Source organism: Marivirga sp., from assembly GCF_024636815.1.
Taxonomy (GTDB): Bacteria; Bacteroidota; Bacteroidia; order Cytophagales; family Cyclobacteriaceae; genus Marivirga.
Genome location: NZ_JAGXGF010000004.1, coordinates 14,289 through 35,867 on the forward strand (window position 1 = coordinate 14,289; position 21,579 = coordinate 35,867).

At 32.6% G+C, this 21,579-nt stretch carries 15 protein-coding genes; 8 read left to right on the top strand and 7 right to left on the bottom strand.

Going from position 1 to position 21,579, the window contains the following annotated elements:
- Positions 1–25: 25 nt before the first annotated feature.
- Positions 26–820 carry an AMP nucleosidase gene (locus Q0L29_RS00340; protein WP_296618270.1) on the top strand — a complete coding sequence of 265 codons (795 nt, stop codon included), beginning with the start codon at positions 26–28 and terminating at the stop codon, positions 818–820.
- A 174-nt stretch (positions 821–994) separates the two neighbouring features.
- Positions 995–1,351, top strand: coding sequence for an MmcQ/YjbR family DNA-binding protein (locus Q0L29_RS00345; RefSeq protein WP_296618271.1), 357 nt, complete (start codon positions 995–997; stop codon positions 1,349–1,351).
- Here Q0L29_RS00345 and Q0L29_RS00350 read toward each other — a convergent pair.
- Positions 1,339–2,895, bottom strand: coding sequence for an OmpA family protein (locus Q0L29_RS00350; protein ID WP_296618272.1), 1,557 nt, complete (start codon positions 2,893–2,895; stop codon positions 1,339–1,341). The two genes, Q0L29_RS00345 and Q0L29_RS00350, sit on opposite strands and share 13 nt — an antisense overlap.
- Before the next feature lie 355 nt (positions 2,896–3,250).
- Between Q0L29_RS00350 and Q0L29_RS00355 the strand changes: the two genes are divergently transcribed.
- Positions 3,251–3,877 (top strand): SGNH/GDSL hydrolase family protein, encoded by a 627-nt coding sequence (locus tag Q0L29_RS00355; RefSeq protein ID WP_296618273.1) that lies wholly within the window; start codon positions 3,251–3,253, stop codon positions 3,875–3,877.
- Complete coding sequence (locus tag Q0L29_RS00360; protein WP_296618274.1) at positions 3,877–4,536, top strand: hypothetical protein; 660 nt, start codon at positions 3,877–3,879, stop codon at positions 4,534–4,536. Before Q0L29_RS00355 ends, Q0L29_RS00360 begins: the two co-directional genes overlap by 1 nt.
- A gap of 54 nt (positions 4,537–4,590) precedes the next feature.
- Here Q0L29_RS00360 and Q0L29_RS00365 read toward each other — a convergent pair whose 3' ends face one another.
- Positions 4,591–5,340 (bottom strand): isoprenylcysteine carboxylmethyltransferase family protein, encoded by a 750-nt coding sequence (locus tag Q0L29_RS00365; protein ID WP_296618275.1) that lies wholly within the window; start codon positions 5,338–5,340, stop codon positions 4,591–4,593.
- 174 nt (positions 5,341–5,514) lie between these two features.
- On the opposite strand from Q0L29_RS00365, the gene Q0L29_RS00370 reads away from it, so the two are divergent.
- Positions 5,515–6,054: a DsrE family protein gene (locus Q0L29_RS00370; RefSeq protein ID WP_296618276.1), complete on the top strand. Its 540-nt coding sequence runs from the start codon at positions 5,515–5,517 to the stop codon at positions 6,052–6,054.
- Positions 6,055–6,505: 451 nt separating this feature from the next.
- On the opposite strand, the gene Q0L29_RS00375 is transcribed toward Q0L29_RS00370, so the two are convergent.
- Positions 6,506–8,791, bottom strand: coding sequence for a DUF5916 domain-containing protein (locus tag Q0L29_RS00375; protein ID WP_296618277.1), 2,286 nt, complete (start codon positions 8,789–8,791; stop codon positions 6,506–6,508).
- A 152-nt stretch (positions 8,792–8,943) separates the two neighbouring features.
- Between Q0L29_RS00375 and Q0L29_RS00380 the strand changes: the two genes are divergently transcribed.
- Both Q0L29_RS00380 and Q0L29_RS00385 read left to right on the top strand, forming a co-directional pair.
- Positions 8,944–9,696, top strand: coding sequence for a response regulator transcription factor (locus Q0L29_RS00380; protein ID WP_296618278.1), 753 nt, complete (start codon positions 8,944–8,946; stop codon positions 9,694–9,696).
- 219 nt (positions 9,697–9,915) lie between these two features.
- A complete protein-coding gene (locus Q0L29_RS00385) occupies positions 9,916–11,892 on the top strand; it encodes an alpha/beta fold hydrolase (RefSeq protein WP_296618279.1) in 1,977 nt (658 codons plus the stop codon).
- Between the two features lie 57 nt (positions 11,893–11,949).
- On the opposite strand, the gene Q0L29_RS00390 is transcribed toward Q0L29_RS00385, so the two are convergent.
- From Q0L29_RS00390 to Q0L29_RS00405, 4 genes are all read right to left on the bottom strand, one after another.
- Positions 11,950–12,966 carry a response regulator gene (locus Q0L29_RS00390; RefSeq protein WP_296618280.1) on the bottom strand — a complete coding sequence of 339 codons (1,017 nt, stop codon included), beginning with the start codon at positions 12,964–12,966 and terminating at the stop codon, positions 11,950–11,952.
- A gap of 90 nt (positions 12,967–13,056) precedes the next feature.
- Positions 13,057–17,067, bottom strand: a complete 4,011-nt coding sequence (locus Q0L29_RS00395; protein WP_296618281.1) for a CheR family methyltransferase — start codon at positions 17,065–17,067, stop codon at positions 13,057–13,059.
- Positions 17,068–17,070: 3 nt separating this feature from the next.
- Entirely contained in the window at positions 17,071–19,641 is a 2,571-nt protein-coding gene (locus Q0L29_RS00400) for a PAS domain S-box protein (RefSeq protein ID WP_296618282.1), read from the bottom strand.
- Positions 19,642–19,766: 125 nt separating this feature from the next.
- Positions 19,767–20,270 carry a dihydrofolate reductase gene (locus Q0L29_RS00405; protein WP_296618283.1) on the bottom strand — a complete coding sequence of 168 codons (504 nt, stop codon included), beginning with the start codon at positions 20,268–20,270 and terminating at the stop codon, positions 19,767–19,769.
- A gap of 150 nt (positions 20,271–20,420) precedes the next feature.
- Here Q0L29_RS00405 and Q0L29_RS00410 point away from each other — a divergent pair, with 150 nt between their 5' ends.
- Positions 20,421–21,281 carry a fructosamine kinase family protein gene (locus Q0L29_RS00410; protein ID WP_296618284.1) on the top strand — a complete coding sequence of 287 codons (861 nt, stop codon included), beginning with the start codon at positions 20,421–20,423 and terminating at the stop codon, positions 21,279–21,281.
- The last annotated feature ends 298 nt before the right edge of the window (positions 21,282–21,579 follow it).

Genomic DNA, 21,579 nt, shown 5'->3' on the forward strand with positions numbered 1-21,579 from the left:
GTTTTTAATAAATAAAAACTCATAAATGAAGACAAAAAAAGAAATCGTTGATAATTGGTTGCCTCGTTATACTGGTACAGCTTTAGATGAATTTGGAGACTATATTTTACTGACTAACTTCATTAATTATGTTGAAATGTTTGCTCAACAGTATGGGGTAGAGATTAAAGGAAGAGACAAGCCTATGCAAACAGCTACGGCTGAGGGCATTACTATCATTAATTTTGGAATGGGAAGTTCAGTTGCTGCTACTGTCATGGATTTGCTTTCCTCTATTATGCCTAAGGCTGTTTTATTTTTAGGGAAATGTGGAGGAATAAAGAAAAAGTCAAAAATAGGTGATTTGATTTTGCCTTTGGCTGGGATAAGGGGAGAAGGGACAAGTGATGATTATATGCCGCCCGAAGTGCCTGCTTTACCATCATTCCGTTTGCAAAGAGCCGTTTCTTCTATGATTAAAAAGCATGAAAGAGATTATTACACAGGAACTGTTTTCACCACCAACCGCAGGGTTTGGGAACATGACGATGATTTCAAAGATTATTTAAGAAGAATTAGAGCGATGGCTGTTGACATGGAAACCGCTACTATTTTTTCAGTTGGATTTGTAAATAGCATTCCTAGAGGAGCTTTGCTGTTGGTATCTGATAATCCAATGACTCCTGAAGGTGTGAAAACTGCTCAAAGCGATCAAAAAGTAACAGGTAGTTTTGTGAATTACCATCTTCAAATCGGAATTGATGCTTTAACTGAATTGAAAAATTCAGGCGAATCAGTTAAGCATTTGAAATTCACCGAGACTTTATTCGATCACGATTAAATTTTTAATGCAATAGCATTTAGTTTTTTTATTAAGCCTTATCCTTTTCTCCTTCTCTAAAAGTGGAAAAGGAAATGGGTCTTTAGTAATCGTTTTTAATATTTACCTAACCTCCGTTTGATAACAAGCCAATCGGAATACGATTGCTAAAACGGTAACTTAATTTCTATTCCAATGAATATAGAAGAATTTAGAAATTTCTGTTTGAAAAAATATGGAGTTACTGAAGAATTCCCTTTTGATGAAAGCACCTTAGTTTTCAAAGTGATGGGAAAAATGTTTGCTTTGATGGATGTAGATTTATTTGAAAGCGTTAATCTAAAATGTGATCCAGAGGAAGCAATTAAGTTACGTGAAAAATATGAAGCAGTAAAACCCGGCTTTCATATGAATAAAAAACACTGGAATACTATCGAATTTGATGGGAGTCTTTCTGATAGGGAAATTTTTTATTGGGTAAATCATAGCTATGATTTAGTGGTATCTAAGCTATCAAAAAAAATTAGAAATGAAGTAAATCAGAATAAATAGAGTTCCACCCTTCTGTTGAGTTCTCTTCCTTCAAATTCATCATCATTAGTAGCAATTGGTCTTTCTTTACCTTCGCAGCTAATTTCTATTCTGTATTTATTTATGCCTCTATCAATCAAAGCATCCTTAACTATATTTGCACGGTTACAGGATAAATCTATATTGACATCTTCTCCACCTATAGCGTCAGTATGACCTTCCAATAAAATTTTAATTTGAGGGTTCTTTTCTAATTCATCACTTATTTTATCAAGAAGAATGCTGAATTTACTTTGCAGCTTATCAGAATCAAATTTGAAATAAACATTTCTATTTATTTTTTGACCTTTAGCACCTGCGTCTATCAGAGAAAAGTCCTCTTCCTTTCCCCCAATTCCTAATTTTAGACTAAGTGTTGATAAAAAGCCTCTGTTATTTCTCTCTTGCTCTTTGACATAATTCATTTCTTGATCTATGCTAACAGCATCAGGTTGAGAGTTATAGGCAATTTGGGGTTCTTCTTTCAGGGGTTCACTTGTAATAAGTGGTTCATCTTTCTTATTCAAACTTTCTTTTTCTTCTATATCTTTATTTTCAGCAATTATTTCTTGAGCTTGAGGTTTTTGGATGAACTCCTCATTTTTAGGTTTTTGTTTATTCCTGTCTCTTGCTTGAATAATTTTTTCTTTTATCTCATCTGAGAGGGTTGCCCTCCATATATTTCGGTTTTGTGCTCCGGCAGGGTAGGAGTCATAATACAAATAATCAAAGCTGGGATCTAGGGAGACGAAAGTTTCTTCAAATTTTGTATTGATGATATTGCCTAAATTTTCTGGCTCTGTCCATTCATCCCAATCATCTCCAGTTCGATGAGCCATAAATAGATCAGCAGAACCTTGGCCCTTATGCCCATAACTTGCAAAAAATAAGGTGTTTCCATCATTTGTCAGGAATGGAGCAAAGTCTGCCTTAGGGGAATTGATGGCTTTCCCCATAGTCATAGGGGTACTAAAAGTTTTAGATTCTTCTTGATAAACGCTGTAATACAAATCCTGATCTCCCTCAGAATCTTTTCTTTCTACAGCCATTAGAATCACCTGATGTTTGAAATTATAATCGAAATCAACATATTGGCTATTATTATAATGTCCATCAATTGGAAATTCCTTGGGGTCAGTACTTCCTTTAGTAAAAAGAGCTAACTCAGTTCTAATACCACTGTATCGCGTATTAACAAAAATCAAAGAATCATCACCTTTACTAGCCCTAACTAAATCATTAGGCCTTTTGTCATTATAATCTTTTCCTAGATTTTTTGGTTTGGTCCAAATCCCGCGTGAATCAAATTCACTAACCCAGACATCTTGAAAATCTTTCTCTCCTCTAATATTATCTGGATGAAATCTTCTGTTGATGTATAATTTCTTTCCATCATCAGATATAATAGGTCTCACATCCTGCGATGAACTGTTCACATCACCTGGTATCCCTTCTATTGTTACTTTTTCCTGTGCTTTTACAAAAAGAGGTATTAAAAAAAATAAAAATGGTAAAAGTGTTTTCAACGATGACTTTAATTTTGAAGGTTTGAGTGAACTAAAATTAATTTATTCTTAAACATTAAAAAAAACGAAAAATATTGAAATGAAACAAGCTTTTTCGATTAAGCGCATATAATTGTATATGAATTTTCACGATTTTCATTAATATGCATGTTTTCTACTGGTTTTTTAACTTTTGGATAATTCTTATGTTGTAAATTTATGTTTCCAATAATTAATCATATACTCAACTATGTGATGAGATAGTTTTTATTTCAATTAATATATTTTAATTTGCATTTTATTTATAATTACGATTATGAAAATCTTAAAATCTCTCTTATTTTTGACATTATTTTGGTATGGATCAAATCAAATTATGGCACAAGAAGCAAAATCATATTTAGCGTTAGGAGATTCTTACACTATTGGAGAAGCTGTTGATTCTAATGAAACATGGTCTAAAGTATTGTCGGATCGTTTAAACCAAAGGGGGATTCCAATCGAACTTAAGAAAATTATAGCTACTACGGGTTGGACCACAGATGAATTATTGGAAGCTATAAATAATGATAAATCACTTAAAAATTCAACTTTTGATGTTGTAAGTTTATTGATTGGGGTAAATAATCAATATAGAGGATATGGTATTAAACAATATAAGGCAGAATTTGAGCAGCTTATAAAGAAAGCCATAGATTTAGCAGGGAAAAAGACCGGTAAAGTTTTTGTAGTAAGTATTCCCGATTATGGAGTAACACCTTTTGCAAAGGAAAATAACAAGAATGCTGATTTGATTGCTAAGGAATTATATCAATATAATAGTATTGCCAAAAACATATCAGATGAGTATGGAGTTAGATTTTTTGATATTACCCCTATTTCATTAAAAGCAATTTGGGATAAGGATTTTGTAGCCAAAGATAAACTACATCCTTCAGCAAAAATGTATGCTGAATGGGCGGAATACCTAGAACCAGGTGTCTATCAATTATTAAAAGATTAATGAAGAAGCACATCCATTTATATTTTATTATAATGCTTGTTTTTACTGCATGTAAAGATAAAATGGTATGTGCTGCCTTTCAGAGTAGCTATATTCTGGATGAAGAAGAACAAAAGAAAAGATTTTCACTATTTGAAGGGGATTCTCTTGTACTTTCGGCTTCAGCCTCAACCAGTCATTATAAAACCAATATTTACGGAATCTCTGAAAAGAAATATGGTTATTGGAAGGAGCAAGGATTATTAAAAGTTAAGCAAAAGGATGTGTATAGTGAAGAGGTTGACTCTTTATTGAATGTGCGAAAAAAGGGAGCGCCTGAAATGGCAGAAGGTGGAGATGTTAAGTTGAAATCTCCCTTTACACCTGAGATGGACTCTGCTCAAATAGCCAAAGGAGAAGATGCATGGGATAACACCAAAAGATTTAATTATAATGTAGATTTTGTAAACTATATGCTTTTGGTGGGCAATGATATTTTAAAACAACAAGCAGCAGATCGAGATTCAGCTCAAGCCAAAATGAAAAAGAAGGAAGTGGAACAACCAACTGATTCTACTTCAAATGAGAAAAAAGGATTTATGGATCGGATTTTTGGGGGTAGAGATAAATCAAATGACGCTGAAGTAAGCAATCCTGAAGAACCCAATAATGAGGAATAAAAAAAAAGCCATTTCAAATTGAAATAGCCTTTCCTGTTATACTTTAAAGAAATTTTATCTTCCTTCTTCTCGCATTATAGAAGAGTATTTCAATGCTTTTAGAATCAAATAAAGTACTACTGATATTGCTGCTGCAATAATAAGATAGATATTAAATTCTTGTGTACCTTTTAACAGTTCTGCCGCTACATCAAAAGCACAAAAAATTACAAATACTGCTGCAAATCCATTCTTTTCTTTAGTCAGAACTTTTTTCCAACTAAAAGATAAATTTGGTTTAACGAAGTTCTTGAATGAAGGGATAAATGCAGGCGTTTTTTCAGCCCATGAAGTATATACCTCTTTAAATTTTCTTCTTAAGAATTGCTCTTCAGCAAACATAATTCTTTCATAATAAACCCAGTAGAATAAAATAAAGGCTACTACAAACCATATGTTTTCAGTTAATAAAGCCGGACCCAACCACATGAAAAAATTACCTACATAAAGCGGATGCCTTACAGTTGAATAAATTCCTGTGGTATTTAGTGTATCTGCAATTTGTTCATCAGTATTTCTTCCGGAAGTGTTCTTAGGGGTGTGTCCAACTGTGTAAGCTCTGATATATTGACCAAACAAGCTTACTGCTATGCAAAAAATTAAAAAGTAATTTTTTATTGCAGGATCCTGAATAATAAATAATTCAGGATTTAAAGCTGCATAAACATAAATTCCCATTCCAATAAATAAAATTAAGACTGGTAAAGTCCCTCTGTATTTGAAAAGCCAAACGCCTTGTTGTTCAAATTCTTCCTGTAATGCCATTAATGATAAAGTTCAATTTAAAAAGCTGCAAATTAACCATTATATCATCAATTAATTAAGCTAAATCTGATAAATTGTATCGCTTAATTAAAAAAGTCATATTTTAAGTATAGTACTAGAACTTAAAATCCGATTTTTGATGTAATTTGAAATTTAACTTTAAAAATCTTCATAATGAAAATTGTATCTTCTATTTTGATTCTTTTTACTTTAACTTGTTTGCCAGTCTTAGCTCAAGATGCACAATTCCCTATTGTAAAAGGGTTTGGTGGTATTTATGAAATCGAAAATGTAGTGGAGCAGTTGGAGGACGGTAAGCAAGTGAAGATTATAGTGGAACTTGTTTCCGGGAATGAAAGCCCTGAAGAATATTCCTTTTGGGTGAACAATATTGCTCGATTAATGAACTTGCATGGAATTGAAGGGGTTTCTCCTGCTCTTCTGGATGTGAAGGTAATTGTTCATGGGCCAGCTGTCTTAGATTTGCTTTCTCACGGCAATTATTTCGAAAAATATAGAATCCCTAAGAACCCAAATACGCCAGTTTTGGAAGCATTAGATGAGGCAGGAGCCGAAATTATAATTTGCGGACAATCTTTAATCATGCGAGATTTAGGACGAAATGAAATATGGGAAAAAACTCAGGTAGCTACTTCTGCATTAACAACTATCACCAAAAATGTGGCGGATGGATATGTATTGATCAAGTTTTGAGGTGGCTAGGTGTTGAAGTGAATAAGTGTATAAGTATTGATGTTAGGAAGTGTTTCTAGTTTGTTTAGAGGTATTAATGTCACCCTTACAGGGCTTAGGTTGTCAAAAAGATTGACTTTTACCGTAATTTTACCCCGATGAGGCAAAAGGGTATCCTGTAAAGTCACAAATTGTGTACTGACGGTTTGACGGTTGGAACCGTCTAATCGCTAATCTACAAAAATGTCGATCCCATTTATCGGTGAGACACTTTCGACCTGACCGAGGAAGCATCTATATTCACTGAGCTTATCTGCTTATAAGTTCCAGAGGAACGATATTACGGTAACTATGATAGAAGCAGAAAACTCAAGCCCTTTAAGGGTGACATTATCGCACTAGAATTAATTTACTAATGCCAATTCATCAATGTAGTGATTGGATATATAAGGCATAAAAGAATGCAAAAAGACTATAAATTCAGCCAATAAGTCAATTTTAATATTAGTGCTCGGTTCTTAGTATTATCTCCCGGAATGAAGTCAACAGGACCGTTTGGTGCAAAATTTTCAGTATATACAAGAAATATATCAGAGGCTGGAGCAAATCTCCATTGGAAACGTAAATTGTAATTCACATTGTCAAATCGGTTGTTATACTGTGCGAAACCCGTAAAAAAGATGGCGTCCGTCATGGTTAAATCCAACCTTGGGCCGATTAGGTAGAAATTAGCATCTCCAAAACCTTCTGCCAGCTGGATTGAATTGTAATCGTAACGGATAGAAAAAGATCCAAATGGTTGGAATCGATAGCCAATATTTCCATTGACATTAAATCGCTGGCCATTATAAAAACCACCATAGCTTAAACTGGCATTATAAGTAAAAACGGACCGTCTATCGGAAATGTAATCAACCTTGATTACATTCCATTCATATTCTGTTCCTTGTAATAATAAGCTATCGTTAAAGGGAGCTATTGGGCTAAAATCAAAAAACATATATTGATAATTTCTGCTCACATCAATAGAGGCAGAAGAGGTATTCGTAAAATCAAAATCATGGGAGAGACTAAATGATCGGTCAGTTATTCTACTGAAATCGGAATCCGAAGTATAAGAGACATTTAAGCTTAAGCTATGATTAATTATTTTTTCATTTTGGGGATAAAAAATATAGCTCGGACTAAAAGATCCTTGATTATAACCAACTCGTGGTACAAAACCCATTTCAGCATTAAAACCATCACCAATAGCAGTGTGTACCCACCTTACTGAATAATTCCTTCTTTGATATCGAATAAATGTCCCATGGTTATAGGTCCCATTTTTATTCCAGTTATCAAAAGAGCGTTGGTAATAAAAATCCCCAGCCCAACGCGTATCCTCAGTAAAAAGGTTAAACTCGGCTCCAATAACACGGTTATATAATTTATAGCTGGTGGTGGTATCCTTATTGTGAATTTCTCTTCTCGCTATTTGTGGATTATATTGACTAATATCTTTTCCCTTTTCAATGCCTAAATTTTCTTTGTTGGCAAATACAAAAGCAACATTCGATCTTTTTAAAACATTCTGTTGAATGGTTAATACGCTATAGTTTTGATAGGGGAGTTGTAGGTCATCTCGTTTATCTGTTAGCATATTTAAAACGCCAATTCGTAATTTTTCATTTATTTTACCGCTCATTCTGGCCCCTCCTAAAATTGGAACTTGTTCTGATCGACCTAAAGTATCTGTTGTGATTCCAATTCTTCTTGAGAAAAAGGCTCTTGCATGAGGAAAACCAAATTTGCTAAAGAGATCGGCATTTTCAAGAAAAAACTGTCTTCGTTCAGGGAACTGAACTTCAAAACGGCTTAGGTTAATAACTTGCCGATCGACTTCCACTTGTGAGAAATCAGGGTTAACCGTTAAATCCAAATTAAGAGAAGGGGAGAGCCCTATTTTTGCATCAAAACCTGCATTGGCATTCAAGCCTTTCCCCAATTCAGGGTCAATATAATTCTTATCGTAATTACCTAGTGCATAAGGGATAAAAGAAATGTTAGTGCCGGCAGGAGGTGGGTTTTCAGGCCACAAGATCTTTCCTGAAAAAGTTAGGGCTGAAGGAGTGAACTGTTGTTCCACAGCAATCCATGAGCTTCTTTCATTTCTTTTTAAATGATTTCGGAAAAACTGCATATTCCAAATCTTATTTTCATCGCTATATCTTATGGACTTAAACGGAATAGCAATTTCTGCTATCCAGCGGTCCTCATACCGCTTTACATGAGAATACCATTTGTTATCCCAGTCTTCATTTACATTTACTCCCTCGTCTATCGTACCTTCCCTTTGTACTCCATAGGGGGTAATGCCAAAGGAGAAGCCATTTGTGAAATCATTATAAGGGTCTAAATAGATAGAAAAATTTTCATTTAGGGGCCAGTCCCAATCTCTACGTAAAGACTGTACCACATAACCCTCTTGCCCATCGAAACAAGTGATTGCAAAGTAGAAATTCTTTTCATCATAAGTCATCCTTACTTCTGATTCCAAAGATGCCGGGCGGTCATCCTGAGGAATATTCATGTAGAAATCAGTAGCTACTTCGGTGTTTTGCCAGATAGATTCATTCAATTCACCATCCAACACAATATTTTCCTTAGTTTGTTGGAGGTTATATTCAGTATGTTGTGCCTGATTTTGGGCATGGGATAATGGCAAAAATCCACAAATAAAATATACCAATATTAAATATTGTTGAGCTGTTTTCATTGTATACAATACTACTAAAAGATATCTATGTTTATAAACGAATTTTTATAAATGGAAGTGACTTGATTTGAACTCGGCATGTATTTTATTTTGAATATTCTTCTTTTTTATATGTGTTTGTTATATATTCATTAAATAATTATATATGTAAAATGGAAAATCATATATTTTCGGAAATTAAGGACTCATTTTATAAAAGTGAAATAGAACGATATATTCAGGAATTGGAGAATATTCCCAATTCATTTTGCGCCCTTTTCTGGCTTTATTCTCATGATTTTATATTTATAAGCCCATCTGTAGAGAGGGTTCTAGGTCATAAGTATGATAGCTTTTTAAAACAAGGCTTAGTTTTCTTTCAAACCATCATTCCTCCACGGCTATTAATTCCAATTTATGAAAGTATGAATAGTCAAGCTGAACAGTTCCGACAATCTCCTAACTACATATTAGATCCAGCATGTTTTAAGGTTTCTGCTGCAGTTTTTAATCATGAAAGACAGGAAATTCCGGTTGAGTATCATTCTGTGATTTTAGATGCCAAACAGTATGAGCCTGTAAGTTATCTTTTGCTTTGTATTTGGTTTGATTCAACTGGAATGAAGCAAGTGGAAATAAAAAGACTTTCGAAGAAGGTGCAGTATTTATTACTAAAAATCAAAGAGGTTTATATTAAAGCCAATCCTGAAAAATTTAAACTTTTATCACTTCCTAATAAAATCACCAGAAGAGAGAAAGAAGTTGCAGAATTACTATCCCAAGGATACAGTTCAAAAGCAACAAGCGAAAAATTGAAAATTACTTTTAATACGGTAGAAACTTACCGAAAAAATCTGTTGTTGAAATTTAATGCTAAAAATACTGCAGAGTTAGTTTATAAATATGGGCGATTGCCTGTTTTGTAGTCTGAACTTTATGTTTTCAATTCCTTGATTTAGAATTCTGCTAATATCAATAAATAAGCGGAAGTTTAAATTGAAATCCCACCACATTTTCAATTTAATTATTCTTAATCAATCCCTGAATTCTGGGATTGCAATTAAAAATTTACTTCTGTATTTTTATTCTTATTTCATTAAAGATAATGAAAAGACAACCAGTCAATTGTCATTAAAATAAGGAGTATGAAAACTTTCAAGAAGATTCTAAAATGGATTGGTATATCAATCCTAGGTGTTATTTTGATTATTATAGTTTCTTTAGGAATTATTGGAATTCCCAGTCCCCCTGCGATTACAGCAGAAAATGTCGATAGACTCCCTCTTTCTTATGCCAAAGAAGTATATGGGTTAATGAGTGAGGTTCAGGATGAAGTTCGATTATATAATTGGTCTCCATATGATGAAAGCATGTATGTGTTGAAAATTGTAAAATTTAGAGCCAAACTACACAATTTGAAATCTGAAAATGATGAACCCCAAATAATTGAAGGATTACCCAACAATGCCAGAGGATATATTTTCAATCCAAATCCAGATAAAAAATATCTTTTATACGGAATGGATCTTGATGGGAATGAAAATCATCAATATTACCGATTTGATTTAGAAACAGGGAAATCTGATCTAATTACAGATGGGACTAGCAAGCATAGCTTTTTTAATTTCAACAAATCGGGAAATCAAATAGCATTTAGCAGTAATGAAAGAAATCAAACTGATTTTGATATTTACACTATGAATCCTGATAGTCCTGATTCAAAAAAATTAATTTATAAATCAGATGGATTTTGGCGGACAGGAAATTGGTCTCCAAATTCAGAACAAATAATACTTTATCATGGGATTTCTGTTGTTGATATAAAGGCTTTTATCCTTGACCTTAACACTTCTGAAAAAATAGCATTTGTTATAGATTCTACTGAAAATGCAGTTTATCAAGATCTCCTTTGGAATGCCGAGGGAACAAAAATGTATTATATAAGTGATTTTAAATCTGAATTTAAGAATTTAAGAGTCCGAGACTTGGAAACAGGTGTTGACAATATTTTAAATAAAAGTTTAAACTGGGATATTTCAAATCTTGAAATGTCACCTAATGGAAAATGGCTCAAATTCCATGTTAATGAAGATGGAGTGGGGAAATTGCAATTTTATAATCTTGAGAATAATACTTTTGAAAAAATTGATAACCTTCCAGTAGGTGAGGTGAGGTTTGCTCAATTTCATCCGGTTAAAGAAAATATAATTGGATTTAACCTTACAAGACCTTCCAACAGCACTTCTATTTATAGTTATGATTTAAAGAAAAAGAAATTAACTCAATGGTCATCAGCTCGAGATGATATAAACTTACCCGATCCTGAAATAATTCATTATCCTACATTCGATATGGATTCCACGACTGGAAAAAGGCGAGAGATTACGGCCTATCTGCATCGTCCTAATGAAGATTTCGATAAGCCATATCCAGTTGTCATTTTTGTTCATGGAGGCCCTGAGAGTCAAAAAGGCATCAATCGAAATCTTGATTGGATCATTCCTTTAAATAAAGGAATTGCATTTATCGCACCTAATGTACGAGGATCGACTGGTTATGGAAAAACCTTTACGCTTTTAGATAATGGTAAATCTAGAGAGGATGCTGTAAAGGATATTGGAGCCTTACTGGATTGGATAGCAGATCATCCTGATTTAGATGAGGAAAGAGTAATGATTTCTGGCGGCTCATATGGTGGTTATATGGTTTTAGCTTCCGCAGCGCATTTTTCTGATCGCCTTTTGGGTGGTATTGATGTAGTGGGTATTTCAAATTTTGTTAGTTTTTTGGAGAATACAGAAGAATATAGAACAGATTTGAGAAGGGCTGAATATGGAGATGAAAGAGATCCCGAAATGAGAGCTTTTCTAGAGGGTATTTCACCTATAAATCACGTAGATAAAATTGATATCCCATTGTTGATCATTCAAGGAAAAAATGATCCTAGAGTACCTGTAAGTGAATCAAGGCAAATGGTTGAGCAAATGAAATTAGCGAATAAAAAGGTATGGTATGTAGAAGCTTCAAATGAAGGTCATGGTTTTAGACAGCCAATGAATGCGATTTATTCAACGCTGGCAGGATATACCTTTATTGAAGACTTATTTGAAACAAAAGAGTAATATTATGAGATTTGTTTTAAGATTAATTTAAAAATTAATACTATCATGGATTAGAGTTCATTTCTTTCCATTACTCGTCTTTTTTACAATACTTTTAATGACCTCATCAATTTCATGGGATGAACTCAGTGCATTTTTAAGTAAGAATGCACATTCTTCATCGATTTCATTGATATGTATCAAATATTTTTCTTCTATTCTATTGATTATGCCCATCATTCTGGTTAAAGGTGCACGAACCAAATGAGATTGTTCCCAGGCTATATCTTTTAATTGTTGATTTTGGATTTCTATTTGACGGATATAGGATTCTGTTTCACTTAAATCAATAGCCATCAGTAAAACAGCTTCAATTCCTTGATAATCAATAAAGTTACCATAAAGCTTTACTTGAATTTTTTGCCCGCTTTTAAGTTTATGTTGATTAAGATTTTCATTTTTTAATACTTCATCTTTTGATAGATGAAAAATTAATTTTTCCTTATCATAATTTAAATCAATATCCTGAATTTTCATATTTAAAAATTCAGTTTTAGAATATCCATATTTATCTAATGCTGAATTATTGATTTCAAGGAAATCGCCTGTTTTACTATTGATTACCCAAATCGGTTGAGGATTCAATTGGAAAAGCTGTTGGTATCTTTTTACAGATAATCCCAATTGTTTATCTATGTGTTTGCGTTCAAAGGCATAGGTTATACTTTTTCTTAATCTTTTGCTGTTAAGATCATCTTTTAGGAGGTAATCTGTACATCCCAATGTTAAAGATTGAATGGCAGTATGAATATCATCCTTTCCTGTCAAAATTATGATAGGTATATTGGGTGCAAGTAATAAAATTTCCTTTAATAAAGTATTATGGTCAATGTCAGGCAGACTTAAATCTAATAAGATAATTTTATAAGATTTTGATGGATTATTAAGTGAAATTTTTGCCTCTTTAAAGTTATTAGCTACATCTAGGTCCAATCTTGGAAACTCTTCATGAAGATTATCAGATACCATTATTTGGTCACCGGGATTATCCTCAACTAATAATATATTAAAGTCTTTATTTTCGTTTGATAACATAAAAAATGGGGATTATTGCAAAAATGTAAGTATGGTTGAGTCAATTATTATATAAATTCCAGTAGGTAAGAATTTATAAACGAATTAGATTTATTGTAATTGTTTACTGATTGTAAAATGAAAGATTGAACCAAGTCCTTCCTGGCTTTCAACTTCAATCTGGCCTAAATGGGTTTCTACTATCTTTTTACAGACTGCCAAACCTATACCATGACTTTGTGCGTCTTTATTATGAAGTTTCTGGAAAACTTTAAAAATTCTTTCAAAATCTTTTTCAGAAATACCAATTCCATTATCAGCTACAGAAAAAATATAGTACATTTCATTTTCAGCTGCGGTAATCACTATTTTAGGATTTGCGTCAGAACGATATTTTATTGCGTTTTGTACTAGATTTTGAATTAATCTTCCAAATAAAATAGGGTAGGCTTGAAACATGCTAATATGATCTTTTAATATGATTTCTGCTTTATGTTCTTGGATTAGTGGATTTAATGAAAATTTTAATTCCTTAATTGCGTCTTTAACCTTGATAGTTTGTAGATCTTCATTTAGCACTCCAGATCTTGAAAACTCTAATAAAGAATTGATCAGCTGATTCATTTTATCTCCAGCTGAAACCGCCATGTCCATGTAATTTGCAAGTTTTGTATCCAACTGACCATCGGATTTTTTCAAAATCAATTGCAAAATACTTTTGATATTTCTCGCAGGCTCTTTTAAATCATGTGAAGTGATATAGGCAAATTCTTCCAATGATTTATTCAATTCAGATAGCTTATTATTTCTTGACTTAAGTAATTGATTTAAAGACTCTATTTGTTCTTCATAATCCTTTTTGTGACTGATTTCAGATTGTATGGAGAAAAAACCCATTATTTCATCATCTCGGTCAAACATGGGCTCACAAATGATATTAGTCCAATATTTATGACCTGATTTACTATAGTTTACAATCTCAACCTCAAATCCGTCATAATTAGCAATGGCTTTCCCCATCTTTTTTATGGTGTTTGGATTGGTTTCTTCACCTTGTAAAAACTCTCCTGGCTTTTTGCCCATAACATAGGCCTCGCTGTATCCGGTTAATTTCAAAAATGAGTCATTAACATAATTAATTCTTCCATCCAAATCCGTAATGATTACTGAATTCCTTGTTTGCTGAGCTATTAATGAAAGTTTTTGAAGTTCAAATTCAAAATAAATTCTTTTCGTTATATCTGTTGTATTCGCTATAATTTGCTCGATTTCACCCTTATTATTATATATAGCAGTTAATCTTACTTCAAGCCAAACCTTTTGATTCGTTTTAGTAAAAGCCTCTAACTGAATTTTACCAATTGAACCTCCAGATTTCACTTTATTGAATGATTCTTCCCACATTTGATTTTGTTTTTTAGTATTTAAAAATTCAAATGGGTGTTTTTCAATCAGGTCATCTGGTTCAAAGCCAATAATTGTTTTGGCTGAGGGTGAAACGTATACAAAATTTCCATCTAAATCGTGGACACTTATTATTTCAATAGAATTATTAGTGATGATTTTTAATAGTTCTAGTTGAGTTTCATGCTTTAAATTGATGTTTTTAAGTGCTTTATTAGATGTTTTTAAGTCGCTTCTTGCTTTAGCATAGGCAGTGATTTCAATAAATGCAATGACAATCCCTTTTGTTTCATCCTTATTTTTTTTGAATGGAGAAATTCTCATCACGAATTTCCGATCACTTTGATCTTCAACTTCTGTCTCGATTGGTCGCTGAGTTTTATGAACTTCGTTGATTTTCTCAACAATTTGTACCAGCGGAATTTGTGATTTAAAATGACTAATATGTCTTCCAATATCTTGAGGGAGTAAATTCAGAATTCCCTTAACCGCTGGAGTAAATCTTCGGATATTTAATTCATTATCTAAGAATAGTATAGGAATGTTTGTACTTCTAATAAGATTATCTAAATCATTATTTGTTTCTGACAACTCCTCCACCTTTTCTTGGAATTCAGCATTTACGGAATATAATTCTTCATTGACCGATTCTAATTCTTCATTTGAGGTTTGCAATTCTTCGTTTGAAGATTGTAATTCCTCATTACTTGATTCTAGTTCTTCAATAGTGGACTGTAAGTTTTCTTTATTGTGTTTTAATTCATGCTCCAATAGCTCGATGCGTTCTTTTGAAGCTAAGTCCAAATCGATTTTGGCAGGTTTTATATTAGTGTGCTGCTTTTCGGTGCTAATGAAAAAGGCGATAAATAATGGCGTACCGCTGATTTCTAATTGTTTAAAATGGATATTGATGTGATGTGAATCAAAAATTTTAGCCATGTCATCTTGTATCTCTACATTTTTGAGACTGACCGCTTCTTTTTTTTGTATTAATTTATTAGCAGTTAATTCAAATATTAGACTTACTTTTTCAGGAATCATCCTCAAAATATTCATACTGAACTCGCCTATTGGTAATTTCAGCCATTTATTAGTGTTCCCTGTTGTGTGTATTAGTTCAAAAGAAGAATTAAAAACAACAGCGTCAGGTACATACTGCTGGATAAGGAATTCTTGAATATTTTGTATATGTCTTTTTTCAGTTTTAGGAGAGTTTTTAGCTCTTATTTGGTTTGTTGGTTCTGGAGTTTCAAATGTACTCCTTGTCAATTTATGGTCTGCAAACTTTTGGCTGTCTGAAAGAACTTTTAAATTGTTTTTGTTGGTATAGATTTTATGCTTCCTATTAAATTCACTGAAATTGTCACCTAATTCTCCTATGGTTTCACTCGAACCCAATAACAAGAAACCTCCGGGATTTAAAACATACTGAAAGGCAGAGAATAATTTTCTTTGAATATCTTGATTAAGGTAAATAAGAAAGTTTCTACAGCTTAAGAAATCTATTTTATTAAATGGAGGATTTTGAATAATGTTATGAACTGAAAAAGTAATCATATCCCTTATTTCCTTGGCAACTTTATATCCTCCTTTAGTGGGGAGGAAATAAGCATGTAATAAATAGGGGTGAACCTCATTTGATATGCTTTCAGGGAATATTTGATTCCCAGCCATTCTAATGGCATCTACATCTAAATCGGTAGCGAATATTTTTACATCATATTGTAATCTGTTTTTTTTAAGGTAGTCTTTTAATAAAATAGCAATAGAATAGGCCTCTTCTCCACTGGAACAAGCGGGCACCCAAATTCTAATATTTCTATTTGCTGATGTTTGTTCTATTAGCTGAGGAATTACCTCTTCATTTAAAATATGAAATGTTTCGTGATCTCTGAAAAACCGAGTAACGCCAATTAAAAGTTCTTTAGCTAAAAGATAACTTTCGTTTGAGGTACTACAGATATATTTGTAGTAGTCCTCTAAATCTTTGCTACCTTCCAGGCCCATTCTTTTCACCGTTCTACGATAGATGGTGGAAAATTTATATCCCGAGAAGTCTATTTTGGTATTTTTCTTTACTTCTTTTAGAATGTTACTTATTAACCGGCTGTTCTCTTCCGTTTTAAAGTCAATTAATTTAAGTTTTTGATGACTTTTAAAAAATAAATCTAGTTCAAATGGCATTTTTTCTACATCACATATTTTATCTGCAGCACCCGTATAAATAGCGTTTTTCGGCATACCATCAAATTTTGCAGTTGCAGGGTCCTGCACTAATACTATTCCACCTTTTTCCTTTATGAATTTTATCCCATCCGAACCATCACTGCCCGTTCCAGATAAAATGATGCCTGCTGATTCCTCCATTTTATCTTCTGCCAATGACTGCAGGAATCCTGTAATTGGAAAACTAAGCTTTCTATCATCCTTTTCTTTAAGATATAAGTGGTTTGAAGATATGCTAACAAAGTATTTTGGAGGGTTGAGGTAAATTGTATTGGGTTCAATCTCTAATCCATCTTCTATTATTTTTATAGGAAGATTGGTATGACGAGCCAACAATTCATCCATCAAGCTTTTATAGTCAGGAGCCAAATGTTGAATTACAATATATGTATATCCTGAATCATCAGGCACTTTATTAAAAAATAGTTCAAGGGGCTCAAGTCCACCTGCAGATGCACCGATCCCTATAACGGGTATATTTTTTTTATTCATATTTTAATTCTTAGGCAAAGTAAAGAAAAAACTACTCCCTCTTCCTAATTGAGATTGCACCCAAATGTTACCTCCGTATCTTTCTACTAACTTTTTGCAAATAGCTAATCCTAGTCCAGTTCCTGAATATTCGGATTTCGAATGTAAGCGCTGGAATATTTGAAAGATTTTTTTATGGTTTTTTTTATCTATTCCAATTCCATTGTCCTTTATTTCAAATTGAAATTCTTTTATATTTTTATTCCATTTTATTTCAATTTTCGGTTTTTCATTCTTGTTCGAATATTTTATGGCATTCCCTATTAAATTATGGAAGAGTTGTCTTATGGCTGTTTTAGAATAAAATATTTCAGGGAGTTCCTCTATTTCTAAATCTATATTTTTCTTATTAATACTAGTGTGAAACAAACTTAATACTTCTGCTAATTCTTCGTTTAAATCTAATTTTTCAAGCTTTTCATTTTGGGTACCCGCTCTGGAAAATTCCAATAAGTCAGTTATGATTTGGCGCATCCTATGGGTCCCATCAACTGCAAAATTGATATACGTTTGTGCTTTATCATCTAATTGATCCTCGTATTTTTTTTGTAGTTGCATCATGAAGCTTGATACCATTCTTAAGGGTTCTTGCAGGTCATGCGAAGCGATATAAGCAAACTGTTCTAATTCCTTATTACTTTCTTCTAATTTCCCAGTATATAGCTGAAGCTCACGATTTAACTTTTCAAGTTGATCTTGATATTTTTTTTCTTGGGTAATATCTCTGAAATAAATGGAGAGCCCACTTTTTGTAGGGTAACTTTTAATATTATACCAAATCTTGAAATATTCATTATAGTAATCGAATACCCTGGGTTCATTTTTTTCAAGAGATTTATTTAATTCTATATCTGCTATACTGCCTTTGGCATATCCAACTAGCTCCCATATATTTTTACCTAAGACTTTTTCCTTTTTGGTATCCAGAAATTTTTCAGCCTTTTTATTTAAGTAAGTGAATTCTAAATTTTTATTTACAGCAACAAATGCATCGGAAATGCTTTCTAAAATTTCATTCTCTTTTTCATAAGCTTCTTTTAATGCTTGAGTAATTACTTTTCTTTTGGTGATGTCTTTAAAATATACTGAAAATCCATCTTGACTGGGAGAAATGTTTTCGTCAAACCATAGGTCGTAATATTGGAAATAGAATTCAAATTGTGAAGGTTGCCCGCTTTCTTTTACTTTATCCAAGTTTTCTTCAAAAACGGTTTTCTTAAGCCGAGGAAATACATTGAAAATATTTTTACCAATGAGATCATTTTTAGATTCTCTTATGGCTTTTAGTGCACTTTTGTTTAAAAAAGTAAAATTGTAGTCTTTGTCTAGAGCATAGAAAGCATCAGAAATACTTTCCAAAATGGCTTCCTTTTCGTCTAAGGCTTTTTCTATTCCCTGTTTATTTTGAACTTTTTCGGTAACGTCAATTACCGTAGAGATCATTAGGTCCTCTTCAATAAGAGGTATGTTTTTGGCGTCTATATATTTGATGTTTCCTTCTTGAGTATAAATTTTGATTTCACTCCAACTCATCCTGTTCATATCTCCACTCTCAATATCAGTAAATATTCGTTCTGATATTTCTTTTCTGTAGTCAGAATCAGGATATACTTTCTTAAAAAATGTTTCCACATCCGTTAATTCCTTTTCAGGCCAACCATATGTTTCACTAAATTCACGGTTCATGAGTAATTGCTTGCCTGAGCTAATCTCATTTACAGCCACACCCATTGGGATATGTTCTAAAATATTCCGAACTAATTCATTATTTTTTTTAAGCTCGAATTCAATATTCTTTTTTTCTGTTACGTCAGAACTATGGCAAACTAAACCAATTGTATTGCCATTTTCATAAAAAGGAGTGAGGTTGGCTTGAATCCAAGCAGGATTCACCCGCTTATTTTCAGTAGGGGGGATTTCAATATTTATTGCTTCACCCTCTAAGCATCTGTCATATAGTATTTTCCAGTTTTTGAGATATTCTTCATTTAATAATGGGATTTCCAACATGTTTTGACCTATCTCTAAATCAAACTTAAGATCATTTCGAAATCGATCTCTCATAGCCTGGTTACAGGCTAGTAATTTGTAGTCTTTATTAATGCTCCAGATTAGATTTTGGGTGCCGTTGATAAGTGCCTGAGAGGATTCTAAAATATTCTTTTTTTCATTCCCTTCCTTTTTTAGGGGCGTACTTTCTTTGACAATGCAGTAGATTAACTCCTTTTTTTTATCATATTTAGCTGACCAAATTATTGGAACTACATGACCCTTTTTATGAATATAGTAGTTTTCAAAATAAGCGACCTCTTTTCCCTTTAAAATTTTTTCATAAAGTTTGGCAGTGGCATCTACATCTTGCGGAGCCACAAAATTCAAGAATAATTTTCCTTCCAATTCAGATGGCTTGTACCCCCATATTTTTTTACTGGAAGGACTTACAGATAAGAAATACCCGTTTTTATCAATAATGCATACGATGTCCAGAGATAATTCCATGAATTCTTCTAAAGTAATAGGGAGCTCTTTGGACATACATTAATATTAAACTCGAAAGTATATATGGTAATAACAAATGGTGATTACATAAGTTACTAAATATAACAAAATGTAAACTGTTTAGCAATAGGGTCTACTGTGAGAGGGTGTAATGAATACGATTATTTTCTATCATAAACTACATAATCAAACTCAAAAGCATGTCTCTCATCTTGAGGATGATGTTCTCTACTAATTTCTTTCCATTGAGACTCATCAAAGTCAGGGAAATAGGCTTCAGCATCTGGAAAATCGGCATCTACTTCTGTGACGTATAATCTATCTGCAAATTTTAATCCCTCTTTGTAAATTTCACCACCACCTATAATGAATAATTCTTCTTCCTTGTTTCCATTGGCGAAAGCGATTCCGTCTTGAATATTATGAAATACTTTCACCCCATCATGGCTCCATTCTTGGTTTCTTGTGATGACAATATTGATCCTTTTAGGTAGCGGCTGGTATTTTTCTCCCAATGAATCAAAGTTTTTTCTTCCCATTAAGATATGGTGGTTCCGGGTTTTGTCTTTGAAATATTTCAAATCATCTGGCAAGTGCCAGATCATGTCATTGTTTTTACCAATAGCATTATCATTTGCCTTTGCCACTATCATTGATATTTTCATTGTATTTTAATTTTTAGAACTTTAATGTAGAATTAAATAAAGATTGTTTTATTAATAATAAGGTGAATTACGTATATTTTTTTTTGACTTCATTACCAATTTGCAAAATAATTAATTTAAAAAACTCATTATAAAAATACTAACTGCATTATGATTCCCGAACCGATAAACCAATTTTTAAATTCTTTGCATCAAAAGGAAATCCATCAATTTTTCCCCGTTGGAGGAGGTAGTATTAATGACGCCTATCGCTACTCAATTGGAAATGATCAGTTTTTCATCAAGTATAATGAAAAGGTGGACGGAATTATTGAAAAGGAAGTAGATGGACTGAACGCAATTGCTAATTTGAATTGTATAGCTACGCCAAAGGTAATCGCATTTGAAAAAATCGATAATTATGAAATCCTGGTTTTACCGTATATAGTAAGTGGCTTAAAAACCTCCAAAGCCTGGGAGCATTTTGGATATCAGTTGGCTGAAATGCACAAACAGCCAGCATCTTATTATGGTTGGCATCAAAGTAATTTCATTGGAAGTTTGCATCAGACAAATGAAAAAGCTACTGATTTTATTGATTTTTTTATTCATCAAAGACTAAAGCCTCAAATTGAATTAGCTTCGAAAAGTGAATACTTTTCATCTCAAGAGATCAGTAAATTCGAAGAATTATTTTTAAAATTAAAAGAAATCTTGCCAGACACGCAGCCGTCTTTGGTGCATGGTGATTTGTGGAGTGGTAATTTTATGATAGGAGAGAAGGACACTCCTTATTTGATTGATCCATCCATTCATTATAATTTTAGAGAAACGGATATAGCATTTACACATCTTTTTGGTGGCTTTGATTCCAGATTTTACGATGCATACAATCATCAATTCCAACTAGCTCCCGGATTTCAAAATAGAATTGCCCTTTACAATATTTATCCTTTACTGGTTCATTTGAATTTATTTGGCACTGGATACTATAGTGGAGTTATGAATAGTCTCAATCAATATGTAAGGTAAATGTCCGCACTTGGGATTTTTTGTGTTCATATTTGAACACTTTTCTTATTCTTAAAATTCAAAAAACTCGTTTAAACCTGTTTAAACGCATATCTGCAACTATTCAATTTTTGGCAGCGTCTTAGCTATACAAACAATATCAAAACAATATCAAAACAATATTTTAACAAAAAATCTAAAAAACATGAAATCGACATTGAAAATTGAACTTCGAATTTTACAATAAAAGAAGTTGAATTTTTAATCAAAGATTCCATGTGACAACTTAAAAACAAAAAAAGCACATGAAAACTATTAA